The sequence below is a fragment of the Aliiglaciecola sp. 3_MG-2023 genome (assembly GCF_030548205.1).
In the GTDB taxonomy this organism is placed as follows: domain Bacteria; phylum Pseudomonadota; class Gammaproteobacteria; order Enterobacterales; family Alteromonadaceae; genus Aliiglaciecola.
Genome location: NZ_JAUORV010000008.1, coordinates 144017 through 160536 on the forward strand (window position 1 = coordinate 144017; position 16520 = coordinate 160536).

General features: G+C 39.9%; 13 protein-coding genes. 12 read left to right on the forward strand and 1 reads right to left on the reverse strand.

Going from position 1 to position 16520, the window contains the following annotated elements:
- The first annotated feature begins 5 nt into the window (after positions 1 to 5).
- The 10 genes from Q4574_RS11185 (at position 6) to Q4574_RS11230 (ending at position 11482) form a co-directional block, all read left to right on the forward strand.
- Entirely contained in the window at positions 6 to 233 is a 228-nt protein-coding gene (locus Q4574_RS11185; protein WP_303474203.1) for a histidine kinase, read from the forward strand.
- Between the two features lie 57 nt (positions 234 to 290).
- Entirely contained in the window at positions 291 to 1772 is a 1482-nt protein-coding gene (locus tag Q4574_RS11190; protein WP_303474204.1) for an ATP-binding protein, read from the forward strand.
- A 19-nt stretch (positions 1773 to 1791) separates the two neighbouring features.
- On the forward strand, positions 1792 to 2250 hold the full coding sequence (locus tag Q4574_RS11195; protein WP_303474205.1) for a response regulator: 459 nt from the start codon (positions 1792 to 1794) through the stop codon (positions 2248 to 2250).
- A 22-nt stretch (positions 2251 to 2272) separates the two neighbouring features.
- Entirely contained in the window at positions 2273 to 4225 is a 1953-nt protein-coding gene (locus Q4574_RS11200; protein WP_303474206.1) for a response regulator, read from the forward strand.
- Positions 4226 to 4368: 143 nt separating this feature from the next.
- On the forward strand, positions 4369 to 5541 hold the full coding sequence (locus Q4574_RS11205) for a mechanosensitive ion channel family protein (protein ID WP_303474207.1): 1173 nt from the start codon (positions 4369 to 4371) through the stop codon (positions 5539 to 5541).
- A 59-nt stretch (positions 5542 to 5600) separates the two neighbouring features.
- Positions 5601 to 7679: an extracellular solute-binding protein gene (locus tag Q4574_RS11210; RefSeq protein WP_303474208.1), complete on the forward strand. Its 2079-nt coding sequence runs from the start codon at positions 5601 to 5603 to the stop codon at positions 7677 to 7679.
- A 138-nt stretch (positions 7680 to 7817) separates the two neighbouring features.
- Positions 7818 to 8648 (forward strand): prephenate dehydratase domain-containing protein, encoded by an 831-nt coding sequence (locus Q4574_RS11215; RefSeq protein ID WP_303474209.1) that lies wholly within the window; start codon positions 7818 to 7820, stop codon positions 8646 to 8648.
- 182 nt (positions 8649 to 8830) lie between these two features.
- A complete protein-coding gene (locus tag Q4574_RS11220; RefSeq protein ID WP_303474210.1) occupies positions 8831 to 9466 on the forward strand; it encodes a glutathione S-transferase family protein in 636 nt (211 codons plus the stop codon).
- 173 nt (positions 9467 to 9639) lie between these two features.
- Positions 9640 to 10626 (forward strand): aldo/keto reductase, encoded by a 987-nt coding sequence (locus tag Q4574_RS11225; protein WP_303474211.1) that lies wholly within the window; start codon positions 9640 to 9642, stop codon positions 10624 to 10626.
- Positions 10627 to 10714: 88 nt separating this feature from the next.
- Complete coding sequence (locus Q4574_RS11230; protein WP_303474212.1) at positions 10715 to 11482, forward strand: sulfite exporter TauE/SafE family protein; 768 nt, start codon at positions 10715 to 10717, stop codon at positions 11480 to 11482.
- A gap of 78 nt (positions 11483 to 11560) precedes the next feature.
- On the opposite strand, the gene Q4574_RS11235 is transcribed toward Q4574_RS11230, so the two are convergent.
- A complete protein-coding gene (locus tag Q4574_RS11235; RefSeq protein WP_303474213.1) occupies positions 11561 to 14059 on the reverse strand; it encodes a S8 family serine peptidase in 2499 nt (832 codons plus the stop codon).
- Positions 14060 to 14493: 434 nt separating this feature from the next.
- Here Q4574_RS11235 and Q4574_RS11240 point away from each other — a divergent pair, with 434 nt between their 5' ends.
- Together Q4574_RS11240 and Q4574_RS11245 are read left to right on the forward strand one after the other, a co-directional pair.
- On the forward strand, positions 14494 to 14985 hold the full coding sequence (locus tag Q4574_RS11240; protein WP_303474214.1) for a curlin subunit CsgB: 492 nt from the start codon (positions 14494 to 14496) through the stop codon (positions 14983 to 14985).
- A gap of 30 nt (positions 14986 to 15015) precedes the next feature.
- A complete protein-coding gene (locus tag Q4574_RS11245; RefSeq protein WP_303474215.1) occupies positions 15016 to 16479 on the forward strand; it encodes a curlin in 1464 nt (487 codons plus the stop codon).
- Positions 16480 to 16520 lie beyond the last annotated feature (41 nt).

The window sequence follows — 16520 nt, forward strand, 5'->3', positions numbered from 1 at the left end:
TTTTAATGACAATAGAACGTAATCAAAATAATGATATTAGAACCTTAGTCCATGACGCGCGAGGCCCTCTGAATCGAATTTCGATGAACGCAGAATTAGTCAAATTAGTTTTGGAAAATGATTTACCCCGCGAAAAAGCGGTTGATGCGTTAAGTAAAATTATCGCAGCTTGTCAAGATTGCAGTGACAAGCTTCAGATGATTAGTGATTCGCAAAAAGACAATAACCATTAGCGTTGTCGTTTCAACTTAGTTTAACGTTCAATTTAGTTTAACAATGAGCAACAATTTATGAGACAACGTCGTTTATTTGGAAACACTGTTTTCACTTGGTTTACGGTCACCATCATAGTGCTAGGGGTGATTAGCGTGAATGCTTATCTTGCAGTTAAAACCACGCGAGATTTAGCCAAAGTGCAGGAAAGTCTGACCAACACCGGTAATGTAATTTTAGTCCTTGATGAATTACATATTATGATACTCGCAGCGGAAAGTAGCCAACGGGGTTATCTATTAACTGAAATTGAAGAGTATCTCGCGCCTTATATTAGTTCCGTTAAGCAACTCTCTGAACAGATTGAGAAAGTGCGTGTAGTCAACGTGGAAATCGTCGGTCAAAAAGCGTTAATCGACGAAATAATTAAGCTCACCGAAATGAAAATGGATGAGATGGAAAAAGCCGTTGCCCTTGCCCAATCTGATCGGGAGCGCTCCGCAATCAGACTGGTAAAAGGGGGGGAAGGTAACGAGTTAACGAAAGATCTTGGTCAACTTTTTTCGCAAATAATCGACAATGAACTTTCTTATCGAAATTTTTTGTATAGCAAATTAAATCGCTCGGAGAAAGAATCAGTATTCACTTTTTTCACCTCTGCTATTACTAGTGCCTTGCTACTGCTAGGGTTAATAGTGTTAGCTAGGTTGAATCTAGTGAGTGAAGAGAAATTTAGAAATTCATTAGAACAGCAAAATGAGAACCTTGCATTAAAAGTAGAGGAGCGAACCCAAACTTTAACCCTATACTCTGAAGAGCTCGCTCGGAGTAACCGAGAGCTTGAGGATTTTGCCTTTGTCGCTTCCCATGATCTTCAAGAGCCCCTCCGAAAAATTCGTGCATTTGGTGACAGACTCCAGTCTGACTATTCTGAAAAACTGGGTGAGAAAGGCGCAGACTATCTAAATCGCATGAAAAATGCGGCAGAACGTATGTCTAATTTAATTAGTGATTTGTTAGAGTTTTCTCGAGTTTCCACAAGAGGCAAAGATTTTACTGACGTCGACATGTCCACAGTGATTGAAGCAATTGAAAGTGATTTAGAAATTGCCATTGAAGAAAGCAAAACCCAGCTTATTGTTTCACAGCTACCCACAATCAAAGGTGATCCCAGTCAGTTAAATCAACTATTTCTAAACTTATTGTCAAATGCCATCAAGTTTAGAAAACCAGAAGTGGCGCCCATAATCGAATTGCAGTACAAACTAGAAGAAAATCCGTTAGATAATGGTATTGCTGACGGTGATATGCATGTCTTCACCATAAAGGATAACGGTGTTGGTTTTGAAAATGAATTTGCCGAAAAAATATTTGTGCCGTTTCAGAGGTTACATGGGCGCAATGAATATAAAGGAACGGGAATTGGTCTTGCGGTGTGCCGACGGATTGTTGAACGCCACGGTGGTACTATTTCTGCAACCAGTGAATTGGGTAAAGGCTCTGTTTTTGTGATTAAATTACCCACTGACGCAGTACTGAATAAAATTGAATCAAACTAATAATTAAGAAAGGAAATAAATGCCTTATTCAAATAAAAGGTCATTAGTCATTTTAATGGCCGACGACGACGATGATGATCGTTTGCTCGCTCAAGACGCCCTGAATGAGAGTCGAGTTCTCAATAGTCTTCAATGTGTAGAGGACGGCGTGGAGTTAATAAACTACTTAAAACGTGTGGGGAAATATGCCGACAAGGAAAAGTATCCTAGACCCGGTTTAATTTTACTCGACTTGAATATGCCTCGCAAAGACGGAAGGGAGGCCCTTGCGGAAATTAAAGCCGATCCAAACTTGAGAAGTATTCCAGTGGTGATTTTAACCACTTCAAAGGAAGAAGAAGACAAGGTGAAAGGCTACGGTTTAGGCGCGGCGTCTTATATTACCAAACCAGTAAATTTTGAAGGTTTGGTGGAAGTGATGAAAGCGTTAGGTAAGTATTGGGTTGAGATTGTTGAGTTGCCTGAAAATAGAGAATAGTCAATTAAGGTGATTGCGTAATATGGATGTGAAATCAGCACGTATCTTAATCGTAGAAGATGATGAAGATGATTATATTCTCACCCAAGATCAATTAGAAAAACTTGATCGTCATCATTTTGAAATTGATTGGGTAACGAACTTAAACGATGCGTTAGATCAATTGCAAAAAAATGTGCATGAAATTTGTCTGCTCGATTATCATCTAGGGGCCTATACTGGCATCGATGTTTTAGAAAAAGCCCAAGCTCTAGGTTCCCATGTCCCCATCATCATGCTTACCGGTCAGTCTGATGATGATCTCGATAGGCTAGCACTGAAAGCAGGTGCCGCTGACTTTTTAGTCAAGGGTGATATTACTAATGCGAGGTTCACCCGGGCTATTCGCTACGCTATTTCTCGAGCTGAGATTGAAAAAGCGCGTCAACAGAGTTTGAACGCGGAAATAGAAAGTCGCTCCAAAGACAGATTTATCGCCCATTTAAGTCATGAGTTGCGTACACCCCTCACGTCAATTTTGGGATACACCGAACTTTTGTTAAACGGTGATAAAGCTAACGATGCAAGCAAAGAGCTTTCTACAATTTTAAACAATGGCCAACACTTACTGAATTTGCTAAACGATATCTTGGATTTGTCTAAAATTGCGGCTGGAAAACTGCAATTGAAACCTGCCAATATCAAATTAAATAGTTTTGTCGGGGATATCTTGACCTTGATGCAAATGCCTGCAAGTGAAAAAGGATTAGCGCTTAAATTTTATGCATCGGCCCTGGTACCTGAATCCATCTATGCAGATCCCACTCGTTTACGGCAAGTCATCATTAATTTACTTTTTAATGGAATTAAATTTACTGATTTTGGTGAGGTATCTCTTTGTGTGGATTTTGACCCGGCGCAGCCTGAACACATACGATTTAAAGTTTGTGATACTGGGATTGGTATCGCGGAAAGTCAAATTGACGTTATCTTCATCCCCTTTCAACAATTAGAAGATGTGACGTTAAAGAAAGAGCAGGGCGCAGGTCTAGGCTTAGCTATTGCTACTGAGCTGGTGCGGCGAATGGATGGGGTGATCAGTGTAGAATCCAAATTAGGAGAAGGCAGTGAATTTACTGTTAGCCTGAAGTTACCTATTGAGCTAAGAAGCCCCCTTGAACCCTTAGATGTGAAAGTTTCAGACTCTCAAAGAATTGAAAAGTATCCGCAGCTTACAGGAAAAGTTCTGATTGTCGATGATTTGTCTGACATAAGGCAATTGGTCGGCGAAATGTGTCGCGCCTTTGGATTAGATGTGCGTTTTGCAGCAGATGGCAGTCAGGCGATTAAGGCCATAGAAGAGCCTGAAAGTGATTTTGATCTCGTTGTTATGGACATTCACATGCCGGTCATGGATGGTCGCAAAGCCATTGTTAAAATACGCGAACTTGGTTATTGCAAACCGGTTTTAGCATTGACTGCTGCGAATATGAAAGGTGTAGACCTGGAACTGAAATCATTAGGTTTTGATAGCGTGATAGGTAAACCAATCGATCGTAACGTGCTTTTTCAATCAATCGCAGACCATTTGAAATCAACAAAAACGGATTGGGAATCCGAAAATCATCAAAACAAAGCACCCGAAAATATACAGCAACCACGTGTTCTAGTGGTAGAAGATGATATAGACGCGGCAGAACTCATTGTTCTTTTACTTGAGAGCTTAGGGATTACCGCCGTGATCGCCAACTCCTATCAGTCGTGTTTAAGTCTGGTTAGGCAATCGAAACAATTTACCCATATTCTACTCGACAAAAATTTACCTGATGGAAATGGTCTTAGTTTGGCAACTGAAATTGGTCAGTTTCAGTCAAATAGTGAATTGATTATTGTAAGTGGTGAAGAAATCACCAATGATGAGTTAAAACATTACGGGATCAAAAGCGCTCTGCTTAAACCTATTAACTTACAACAGCTACAAAATCTATTTGGCTAACTCATTTACTGAAATCAGCAGCGCATTAGTGGATCATAAAGTAAAAATAGTTAATCAGCGTCCGAAAATGCTAAATTTTCGCAATCAAGAAATGGTAGTGTAGAGTAATGTTTAGGCTCAATTTTAATGAGGTGTGATTATCCATGTTGAAACAACTAGCGATTAACCTTCTATACCTAATTGTGATGAGCAGTTTTCAGGCGCATGGGCAAAGCGAGCTAGGTGCGCCGCCAACCATTGTTGAAGAATCGAATGTTATCTGGAATGAGATTCAATCTTATTGGTTTGAATTCTTACAAGCATTACCGTCTGTTATTTTTGGGCTAGTGATCTTCATCATCTTTTATCTGTCTTCACGCTATATTTCAGAATGGATGCTCAAACCCTTTTCCTATATTAGTTCCAGTCTACTTATCAGAGTGGTTATTCGGCGTGTTTTTCAATTACTAATTATTTTGTTAGGCGCTTATATTTTTCTACGTTTTGCAGGCTTAAGTGAGTTTGCTGTTGCCATTTTAAGTGGTACTGGTGTGGCGGGCTTGATTATTGGTTTTGCATTTAAAGACATCGCAGAGAACTTCATTTCAAGTTTACTGCTAAGTATTCAGAAGCCATTTAAAATTGGCGATATTATCCAGGTGGAAAGTCATATAGGTGTCGTCAAGCAAGTGACTGCCAGAGCAACCACGTTACTCGATTTTGATGGCGATCATATTCAGATCCCCAATTCAACGGTATACAAGAATATTATCAGGAATATCAGTGCCAATCCTAATTCCCGGGGAAGTTTTGTTATTGGGGTGGGTTATGACTCAAGTGTCGTTGAAGCACAAAAACTAGCAATGACCGTCTTGCAAATGACAGACGCGGTATTAGATGAACCTGAGCCTCAAGTTTTAGTTGATACCCTGGCATCTTCAACAGTCAACCTGAAAGTATACTTTTGGATCAACACCCATCAGCATAGTTTATTGAAAGTGTCTTCATTGTTAATGAGAACAATATTGAGTGAGTTTGAACAAGCGGGAATTAGTATGCCGGATGATGCGCGGGAAGTTATATTTCCCGAAGGCATTAAAATATCTGATGCAGATCAGTTGATTACCGCTAAATTAAAACAACAAGAAAAAGATGACCAAGAGAATAAGTTGTTGAAAAAACAAGACAATCAATTGGATAATCAAGCTTTATCATCTAAAATAGAAGGGCGAGAGCAAGCATCAGACTTTACTGAAGATTTGAGTAGTGATGCAGATAGCATTCGCAGCCAAGCTGAATCTGCGAGAAATCCTGAACAGGGGCAGAATATACTTTAGGTGAATGATTAAAAACAAGTATGGAATTTGGTGTTTAAGGATAAATGGAGTCGTCCCAATTGAATGATAAGCGAAGCACATTTTTTACAGAGTTAAAGGGCAAGGGGAAGATGCTCTACTTTGTGTTGTGTTTAATTTTTATGGGATCGATAAATGCCAAAGAGCAGATACTGCTGGTTGCAGAAGAGCATGTTCCTTATATTGGCTTGAGTCTACCTAACCAAGGCTACGTTCATCAAATTGTTACAGAAGCGTTTAATCGACAAGGAATACACGTTGATATTGTCTATTATCCCGCGGCCAGAGCACAAAAATTAGCGACTGAGGGCAAAGTTGACGGGATCCTGCCAGTTTATAAAAATAATGTTGCATCTGATAAATTTCTCTATTCAAATCCATTCCCAGGAGATGTAATCGGTTTATTGAAGCGCAAAGATACCAATGTATCCGATGACCTTGAGCAAAAAAATGTAAATGAAGTTTTTGCTGCATTGCGTGATTACCATTTTGGTTTAGTGAGAGGGAGCGCATCAGAACAATTAATTAAAAAGTCGAGCACTTTAAGCAAACAATATGTGTCAAACAACCTAGTCAACATTGATAAGCTTTACGCCAAACGTATTGATTTTGCACTTATCGATAAATTCAGTGCGGGCCACTTAATTGTTTCCCAACGTCCGCATATGATTGGTATGTTAGAGTTTATTTACCCCCCTTTAGTTGATAAAGAGTTTCATGTTGCCTTTGCTAAAGATAATGCAAATGCTCAACGATATTTAGCGCTCTTTAATCAGGGGTTAGCGTCAATGGTGGCAGATGGTCGTTTGGCAGAGCTGTTGGCAATACATGGCTTTTCTCCATCTCCAAAGCTAAATAGCAGCAATAATACTAACAAAATCCCGCTGGTGATCGGCACTGTGAACAATGCTGATATGCTAATTTTAAAAGAACTTTCCACTCACTTTGAAGCAAAAAATCCAGGTATTGAGCTTTCTTGGAAAGTGTTAGATGAGGGAATGTTGCGAAAGCGGTTATTAACGGATTTAGCGATTAACGCAGGGCAATTCGATATTATGACCATAGGTTCATATGAAGTCTCCATTTGGGCTAAAAATGGCTGGATAATACCAATCGACAGGCTATCTGAAAAATACGATTTAGATGATATTGTTGAAAGTGTTAAAAGTGATGTTTCCTTTAACGAAAAATTTTATGCATTACCTTTTTATGCAGAGTCTTCAGTAACCTATTACCGCACAGATTTATTTGAACAAGCCGGTATTATTATGCCGCAGCAGCCAACTTTTGCTCAATTATATGAGTTTGCTAAAAAGCTGAATGCACCTGAAAAAGGGGTTTATGGCATTTGTCTGCGCGGAAAAGCTGGCTGGGGATCCAATTTAGCTCTGATTACGACTATGGTGAATAGCTATGGAGGCAGTTGGTTTGACTTAAATTGGCGCCCTCAGATTGCAACGCGGGAGTGGCACAATGCCGTTTCTATGTATATAGATTTGATTACTAATTTCGGCCCACCTAATGCTGTAGAAAACAATTATGTGGAAAATCTCAACCTGTTCCAAAAAGGAAAATGTGGAATTTGGGTCGATGCCTCTATTGCTGCTAGTTCACTGGCAGATCCCGCTCAATCCGAGTTTAGTCAGCATATTAAAATGGCAAATGCTCCCGTAGCTTTATACAAAAACGGTTCCAATTGGTTATGGACTTGGTCTTTTGCCATTCCCAGTTCATCTTCTCAGCAAGATGCTGCTTTGAAATTTGCGCAATGGGCTACATCAACTGAATATATCGACTTAGTTGCTGAACAATACGGATGGCATTTAATTCCACAGGGAACGCGTAAGTCCTTATATCAAAATGAAGCCTATATTAAAGCTGCGCCTTTTGCGCCAATTGTCATTGATACTATTAACAATATCGACTTGTATCATTCTACGTTGAAACCTAGTCCGTATTTAGGGGTTCAATATGTGCCTATTCCGGAATTTACCTCAATGGGAGACCAAGTGGGTATTTTAATTGAAAAGGCCCTAAAAAAAGAGATTACCGTAGAATTTGCTTTGAAACAAAGTCAGGAATTAGTTGAAAGACAAATGCAAATATCGGGGTATTTTTAATCTTATCTTGTTTTCGTAAAATGCCGATTAAAAATACGCGCTATAAAAGCGCTATTCTACACTGAAAATCCAATCAACTACTGTTGCCATCTATCTGGAAGGTGTACAATCAGAATCTTGTATTAAGAACAAGATGTTATGAAAAAAATTGCAACTTTAGGGCCTCCAGGTACGTTCTCTGACATGGCCACTGGTATTTATACCTCCAATCAATCAGATACCTATCAAGTGGAATATTTTCCAACGATTGTTGGTACCCTCTCTGAAATAGGTAAAAGCTGTGATATCGGTATTATTCCCATCGAAAACTTCTCTGAGGGCTTTATAGCACTTGTCTTAGATGAGCTTATTGCCGCAGATTTGTATGTTGCAAGTGAAATTATACTGCCCATCAAGTTTTCAATGATCAGTAATGCCAATTCGTTATCTGAGATTCAACAATTGTATGTGCAATTTGTCGCGCGGGGCCAGTGTTTTGAATTCTTAGACGAAATTAGTCAGGCGAAAATTGTGACTACAGATAGCAATATTGAATCCCTCAATCGGTTTAAAGATGCCGACATACCTAGTGCGGCAATTGTTCCCTCTACATCTTATCGAAAAGATGATTTTCCGCTGGTAGTTGAAGAGGTGAATGATTATAAAAACAATCAAACTCGATTTTTAGTGATGTCTAAAACTGCTTTGCCAACATCACCAGAGGCGGATAAAACCAGTTTAATTGTGCTCGATGACCATGATCATCCAGGTTATCTAGGAGAAGTACTGCTCTCTTTTTCAAAGCGAAATATCAACCTTACTTCGATAATCTCACGTCCAACGCGAAAAACCTTTGGGAAATATCACTTTTTCATCGATTTTGATGGAAATATGGATGATCCTATTGTTGCCGAAGCGTTGAGTGAGATAGGTAAAACAAATAATCTAAAGCTGCTCGGCTCTTACAAAAAAGCGAAAAGTCTTAGTTAACGCTTTTTGTAACAGTGGCTGTCAATTTCTTGAGTTCCAGCTTTTTGTGGGTAAGTTTTCAAATTAGTTGCTATTTAGTTTTCGGATTCAACTTAGCGAGCCAAATGCTGGGATTTTCTTAATTTTTACAATTTTCATCAACTGATAATTGCATTAATAAACATGATTAACATAGGTAGTTTATGTCTAGTATAACCTTATTTGCGATGCCAGGAAGTTGCTCAAGAGTGTCTTTGATTTTGTTAGAAGAAGCGAAAGCTGAATATGATGTTCATTGGGTAAACTTAATGAAAGGCGAACACAAAACCGCTAATTTTAAGCAAATCAACCCTAAATCGAAAGTACCTGCGCTGTCTATTGATGGCGAGGTGCTGACTGAAAACCCAATGATAATCAAATATATTAGCGAACACTTTCCAGACGCTAATTTATTACCAAACGTTGATTCAGGTTTAGCTGAGTATCAACAAATCTCCGATCTATGTTTTTGTTCATCTACAATTCATCCGTTAGTGACCCGATTTTGCATTCCAGGTTTTTTTGCTGATGAGAGTTGCACAACAAGCGTAAAACAAAAAGCCCTCGCAGCTTTACTTGAGAACTTAGCTTGGGTAGAACAAAAATTGGCGAACAGTGCTTGGTGGTATGGTGACCAATGGAGTGCTATGGATGCTTATATTTTCTGGATCATCTCTAGATTGCAGCGCTGTGATTTTAGCTTGTCAACATTACCAAATTTGGCTAGGCATACGGAAGCTATGCTGAAACGTGATGCTGTCGTCAGTGCGTTGGAAAAAGAGAAGCTAGCCAATCAATAAGGATTAAAAGCAAAGGGTTATTCGGTTTTATAAAGTTAATTCGCAAAATAACATTTTGTGGCTAAGTGTTTAAAGGTGATGGGGTCCTTCAGCTAATTTAAGTTAATTTTTGCTCGTTAGTTGTGCAAGGTAGAACACCCAGTTTGAATATAATGTGGAGTTAAAATAATCATATGAAACAACGAAGTATTGCAGGAAATTGGGTGTCTGAGATTGGTTTAGGGTGCATGAATCTGAGTCATGCATATGGTACTCCTCCCCAAGAATCTGATGGTATTGCGTTACTTGAAAAAGCATTGGATTTCGGTGTTACCCATTTTGATACTGCGGCACTGTATGGTTTTGGAGCCAATGAAAAGTTAGTGGGAAAAGTACTTAAACCCCATCGTCAGCGTATTTTCTTAGCCAGTAAATGTGGTATGCGCGCCGTGGACGGCAAACGAGTCATTGATGGCTCTCCAAAGGCCATTAGGGAAACCATAGAACAGTCTTTGTCTAGTCTGCAAACAGATGTATTAGATTTGTACTATTTGCACCGTTGGGATAAAAGTATCCCCATAGAGGAAAGTGTCGGTGAACTTTCTCGTTTGGTTGATGAAGGTAAAATCAAATCCATCGGCTTGTCAGAAGTGTCTGCTGTGACGTTACGAAAAGCCCATTCTGAGCATCCTATTTCAGCCCTCCAAAGTGAATATTCATTGTGGACACGAAATCCGGAAATTGCCTGCTTAGAAACTTGTTTGGAGTTAGATATTGCTTTTGTCGCATTTTCTCCTTTGGGAAGGGGCTTTTTAAGTGGTGATATTAATGATTCAAGTGGCTTTTTAGACCAAGATATTCGTAAAAACATGCCTCGATTCCAGGCTAATAATTTGCAAGAAAATTTATCCTTGCTTGAACAAATCCACAGTATTGCGAATGCATATAATTGCACACTCAGCCAATTAAGCCTTGCTTGGTTATTACATCAAGGTCCTCATGTCTTGCCCATTCCTGGGACCACCCAGATTGACCATTTAGCAGAAAACATGCAGGCATCAAAAATTGTGTTAAAACCGGCTGATCTTAAGCAACTTGAAGAGGTTTTTATTCATAGTGCTGTTGTAGGAGCTCGCTACCCAACCGCCACACAATTAGAAATTGATACGGAAAAATTCTAATTTAAATACAATGTTTATTGCACATATTTGTTGCTACCAAACAAATGTATATTGAGGGTCAAAGTTGTGAAAGCTGTGGTGTAAAAGCATGGACATTATTGTTAACGATTTTTTAAGCCCGACACTTATTATTTTGTTAGTCATAGTTGCTGGTTTTAGTTCCTTTGTTACTGCTGGCTTTGGTGCCGGAGGTGGCGTTTTTTTGCTACTTGTTATGGCTGCAGTTATGCCAATCTCTGCTGTCATACCTATACATGGCTTGGTGCAATTAGGTTCAAATGCGAATAGGGCAATCTTAACTTTCCGACATCTTGATAAAAATATGCTGCTGTATTTTGGTATGGGGGCGATTTTAGGGGCTTTATCAGCTTCCTTAGTCGTTACTCAATTACCACTGGCTATAATGAAATTATTGCTTGGTGTGTTTGTTATCTATTTATTATGGGCGAAGTTACCCACGATTAATGAAAGGTCGCGATTCTCAAAAATTATCGTTGGCGTTGTTACCACATTTTTGTCTATGTTTGTTGGAGCTAGTGGCCCTTTGGTGGGGAGTTATATGTACATTAACAATTATGACAAACTCGCTTTCACCGCGACTTTTTCTGCATCCATGACGTTTCAACATTGTTTGAAAGCACTGGTATTTGGCGCCATAGGATTTGCTTTTTGGGATTGGTTGCCTTTAATCATTGCTATGGTGTTAAGCGGAACAGTAGGAACCTGGTTTGGAATCAAGTTGCTTAAAAAACTTCCTGCGGAAAAATTCAAGGGGGTTTTTAAACTGATCCTAACCCTCATGTCTATTCATTTAGTGTGGCAAGCTGGGGTGGCCATATATGAAGGTAAGCTCTGAGGTAAAGGTTAAGTCCCTTGCTGTAATAAGAACATAAAAAAGCCCCGAAAACGGGGCTTTTATGCTCTTAATTAATACTTAAAAAGACACAGTGACCTCGTCTGAACATGCTGTGGTTTCATCACAAATCATGTAAACGAAGGTTGTGTCTGTGGCTCTACGCTCTCTATCACGATAGGTACCAGTATTTTCTACGGTCTCGAGAAGTTCGCCATTGCGATAGATATCAACCATATCTGCACTTGACCCTGAGTATGACAAATCGACCCGTAAGTTGCCAAAGCGTGACATATAGGCTCTATCTACTTCTACCTCAATGTCAACACTGGATACGGCAACAGATTGAACAGAAGTATCAGATTGTCCCTCTGCATCAGTGGTGGTCAAGGAAACGTCATAGCTACCCGTGGCAGGGAATATGTGAACGGGATTGACATCTACTGATGTGCTGCCGTCACCAAAGTCCCAAAGATAGCTAACTATGTCATTATTAACATCGGTACTTTCATTGGTAAAGGTTACCTGCAAGGCCTCAGATTCATAACTAAATGCCGAAACCGGTGGTGTATCGGCAACGTCACCAACACCTGTAATGGTTAATTCCCAATTATTGAGGGTGCCATTGTCACCGTTGTAGATATCAAGAACATTTAATGTCCAGTCACCGGTAGCCACTTCACCATCAAATGCACTGGATTCAAAGCTCTCGATAATGTTGTCTTCGGCGCCTCCAGTATTGGCCGTTAACACGGTTGAAGTGCCAGCTGGAGAGGTTAATGTTAAGATTAAGTCTCCACGATAGGTGTGGGTAATGTTAACAAAGGTACTGGTGCCAAAAACAGTTAGTGGATCAGCAATGGTAATCACTGAATCAATACCAATATCATCGGGATCGTCTTCGTTAGGAAGTGTAGGTATTGACGTGTTATTACTGTAAACAAAGTCGTTTAGGCCTTGAGGGAATACATATAAACCTAGGGTTTTTTCCTTAACAATGTCGCCACTTGTGCCAGTTACTATAAATTCGTAGTCGCCATAAGGGGTATCATCAAGGGTATCTACTGTGAGGGTAAAAGTGTCCCCTGGTTCAACGGTTGTTGCTGATAGCATGCCCAAACCTGACGCATCTGTTAAGGATAAAGTCACTTCGCCATCCCAATCCGAAATACTACCTACTTCAAAGGTATAAACGGCACTTTCGCCTGCTGTTATGTCTAAATTAACGGGGCTAACACTAAATTTGAAGCCCGGAGTTGGATCTGCGTCTAACAGTGCCTGGTGTACATTAAGACGTTTACCTGTCACCGTGCGACCTTGCATTACCGCGTTATCGTCTCCGGTTGCCATTAACAAGCTTTTCATCTCAAGGGCAGTTAAATCTGGATTTAATGACCACACTAAAGCCGCAGCACCAGCCACATGAGGGGTAGCCATTGACGTGCCCGAGTAACTAGAATATCCGTTTCCTGGCGTGGTAGACAAAATTGCGGTACCGGGGGCAGCCATATCTACCGTTGTTAAACCCCAAGAATAACCAGAGTCGCCATCGGTTCGATTAACACTGGCTACGGCTAGGATACTGTCGTTGTCATAATTAGATGGGTAGTGGGGTAGGACATCATTATCAGTGCCATCGTTGCCTGCTGCAGCTACAAATAAAATATCTGCATCGCCAGCAGCAGTAATAGAATCTTTCAAGGCGTCGCTAAATGCACCGCCACCCCAGCTGTTGTTAAGTGCGCGTACATTAACGCCACTGTCTTTTAACGCTACAAAATAATCAATACATTCGATGGCTCCAGCGGTATCCCCGTAACCGTCTGCAGCAAGGAATTTACAGCCAGCAATTGACACTTGGTGACTAACTCCAACCACCCCAATACCGTTATTACCGGTTGCCCCAATAGTTCCGGAAACGTGCGAGCCATGTCCTTGATCATCCATAGGATCGGTATCACCATTAACAGTATCAATACCATATACATCATCTACATAGCCGTTACCGTCATTATCTATACCATCCCCCGCTATTTCACCTGGGTTCATCCACATATTATCGTTAAGATCTTCGTGTAAATAGTCTACACCAGTATCAATAACACCGATGACGATACTGCTGTCTCCAGTGGTAATATCCCAGGCTTCAGGCGCGTCGATATCAGCATCTTCAATGCCGCCACTTTGGCCTGTATTATTTAACCCCCATAATGAACCGAATTCAGTATCGTCTGGAATAAGTGCAGTTTTAACGATGTAATTTGGCTCAGCGTACAAAACGGCAGGGTCGGCCCTGAGGGTTTCAAGTGCAGTTTTTACAGATTTTCCATTGAGTTTTAGTTTTGCTATCCGACCATTCATCAAATGGGAAAAGCGATCATCAACTTCATCTCGGTTTAAATCGGTTATACGAGCAGCAACTTTGGCTCTGGCTGATTTCTTTTGGCTCGCAGAAACGCCGTCTTTATATACGACTATGACGGAATCTGATTTATACCCATGCGAACTAGCAGCAGAGGCATGGCTAATGGCTAGCGCTGGCAACAACGCTAGTGTGATTGCAGAAAGTTTGGCTTTCATAATTAAAGAATCCTAAATAAACACAAACAAACTTAGCTTTTGGCTAAGTGACGGTTATAGATTCTCCAAACAACATAACAATGAGTCTTGCATTTACACAACTTGGTTAGCGTAGACCTAGTTTGTGTAATTTTTCCACCTAAAATAGATAAAATACAACTTTTTTGGTAAGAATATTGCGCTATTTCTTGATTCTAGTACTAAAGGCTTAGTGACAACGGAAACGCTCCCCCATGCTAATTTCTCACTTAGGTAATTCCTAGTACTAAAGTGCTAACAGCGGAATTTGGTCAACTTTGTAATTTACTTAACTATCTGATTTTTATGGTAATAATAAATACAACTTTAGGGCTATAGCGCTTAATAGCGGGTTAGGTTTAAAGTCATTCGCAGGTTTCAGAGCCGAATTTGTAGTGTTTAAGGAGTAGTAAAAGATGATAGGAAGTCCTCGCAACAAGAATAACAGACTTTGGAGTATGCACTCTCTCAATAATGTGGGGTCAGTTGTTTTTTCAGGCGCGTTACTTTTTTCATCCTCTGCTTGCTTTTCACAACAAGACTCTTTAGACCTTATAGACTCTCCTTTGACATTAAGTCTCGCTCGTACAGTCAATTCCGATGCATCGCAAAGCGTGTTAATTATTGACCAATACGGCATACACAACACAACACTTATAATTCAAACAGCCAATTCTTCAAATCATATAAATGTGACACAAAATGGTAGTAGCAATTTTGCTGACATCACACAAATTGGTGTAGGAAACTATGTTGATTTGGTGCAAAGCGGTGATGAAAATTTGCTCGAGGTTGTGCAACAAGGTGATTTTAATTTGGCAAATATAAACCAACAAGGTGAGCAGAGTTTTATTGTTCATCAAATTGGAAACGATATGGTTGTAAACATCACCCAATATAAGAAGTAAAGCTGTTTACAATGACTCATGGAGAAGAAAATGAAGTTTACAAAAACGACAGTAGCCAGTTCTATTTTGATGGCCTTATTAGCAGGGCAAGCTAGTATCGCGAATGCACAAACTGCAGTGAAAGATGACAATCCATCCATCCAATCCGATTTCATGATTGATGCTGTAGGTAACGTTATCAATTTAACTCAATCAGCTCCCACAGGAAATGCGCTGGGTAACGAAGCTATATTGATGCAAGAGGGCGATTATAACGGCCTTGATATCACCATTGTTGGTGATGCAAATATGGTTGATGCTGAACAATTAGGTGAGGGTAACCTCATTTATGGGGTCGTCACTGGTGATGAAAATGAAGTAACTTTATATCAAAATGGTATCGAAAATGATGCTGAAGTGATAGTTCAGGGTAGTTTTAATGAAGTGGAAATCTCCCAAATGGGAGACGGTGGTCCCTTTGGTTTTATCTTTAATCGTTCCATAAATGATATTACTGGTGATGATAATATTTTAATCGTGGATCAGGGGGATGGCGGTAACTGGGCGAATAACTCCATTGATGGTTACGGTAATGAAGTCGAAATTACGCAAACCGAAGATTGGCATGAATCCTATATTAGCTATCTTGTCGGTGACGGAAATGAAGTTGAAGTGGATCAAGGCGGTTACTACAACATTGCAAGTTTCTCAGAAATTACAGGCAACGATAACGAAGTAAAACTTGAATCTGACGGTGAATATAACCGAATTTACGGTTATGTATACGGTGATGACAATAGCGTAGACTTTGAACAGACTGGAGATGATAACTACGCTGAATTAGGCTTATTCGAAGGAAACGACTCAAGCGCGGAAATTACCCAATTTGGTAATTTCAACGAAGCTACTATTGATAATCTTAGTGATAATAGTGATTATGAAATAACCCAAATCGGTGATGCTAATTCTGGCTACACAGGATCTATTGGCGGTAACAATGATTTTTCAATTTTCCAAAATGGTGATCTCAACCTCGCTAGTACAGTGAACTTTGATGGGTTTTATAATCTTGTAACAATTTCCCAAGAAGGAGATGAAAATACACTATTGGCTGAAGCTGGAGTTGGAGAAGATGGTCCTAGCGGCTACTATGCCGATGATAATATTATCGATGCTGAACAAATAGGTAGTCAAAATGATGCTGTTATCCGTTTAGGTGGCAATATCGACAGTAATTATAATACCTTGGAAGTTGCACAAGTGGGTGACTTAAACGTGTTGGACTTACTCATCGATGGCTCTGAAAATTCAGTGGACATCCTACAAGAAGGTAATGATAACTGGATTGTGGGTGACGACGCATATGCAATGACTATTACTGGAGACGGAATGAGCCTATCGATCTCACAAGTGGGTAACGATAATCTCGTTACCGGCAGTATGAGTGGTGTCGGTGGTAGCATTACCGTTAATCAAGTGGGGGATTATAACGTCGCCACTATTACTCAATTGTAAAATTTAGACAAAAAATAGGGGGATTTTTCCCCCTTTTATTT

Excerpts from the sequence above, each read along its gene's own strand:
- Q4574_RS11185 (WP_303474203.1), top strand. The coding sequence starts at position 6 with ATGACAATAGAACGTAATCAAAATAATGATATTAGAACCTTAGTCCAT.
- Q4574_RS11190 (WP_303474204.1), top strand. The coding sequence starts at position 291 with ATGAGACAACGTCGTTTATTTGGAAACACTGTTTTCACTTGGTTTACG.
- Q4574_RS11195 (WP_303474205.1), top strand. The coding sequence starts at position 1,792 with ATGCCTTATTCAAATAAAAGGTCATTAGTCATTTTAATGGCCGACGAC.
- Q4574_RS11200 (WP_303474206.1), top strand. The coding sequence starts at position 2,273 with ATGGATGTGAAATCAGCACGTATCTTAATCGTAGAAGATGATGAAGAT.
- Q4574_RS11205 (WP_303474207.1), top strand. The coding sequence starts at position 4,369 with ATGTTGAAACAACTAGCGATTAACCTTCTATACCTAATTGTGATGAGC.
- Q4574_RS11215 (WP_303474209.1), top strand. The coding sequence starts at position 7,818 with ATGAAAAAAATTGCAACTTTAGGGCCTCCAGGTACGTTCTCTGACATG.
- Q4574_RS11220 (WP_303474210.1), top strand. The coding sequence starts at position 8,831 with ATGTCTAGTATAACCTTATTTGCGATGCCAGGAAGTTGCTCAAGAGTG.
- Q4574_RS11225 (WP_303474211.1), top strand. The coding sequence starts at position 9,640 with ATGAAACAACGAAGTATTGCAGGAAATTGGGTGTCTGAGATTGGTTTA.
- Q4574_RS11230 (WP_303474212.1), top strand. The coding sequence starts at position 10,715 with ATGGACATTATTGTTAACGATTTTTTAAGCCCGACACTTATTATTTTG.
- Q4574_RS11235 (WP_303474213.1), bottom strand. The coding sequence starts at position 14,059 with ATGAAAGCCAAACTTTCTGCAATCACACTAGCGTTGTTGCCAGCGCTA.
- Q4574_RS11240 (WP_303474214.1), top strand. The coding sequence starts at position 14,494 with ATGATAGGAAGTCCTCGCAACAAGAATAACAGACTTTGGAGTATGCAC.
- Q4574_RS11245 (WP_303474215.1), top strand. The coding sequence starts at position 15,016 with ATGAAGTTTACAAAAACGACAGTAGCCAGTTCTATTTTGATGGCCTTA.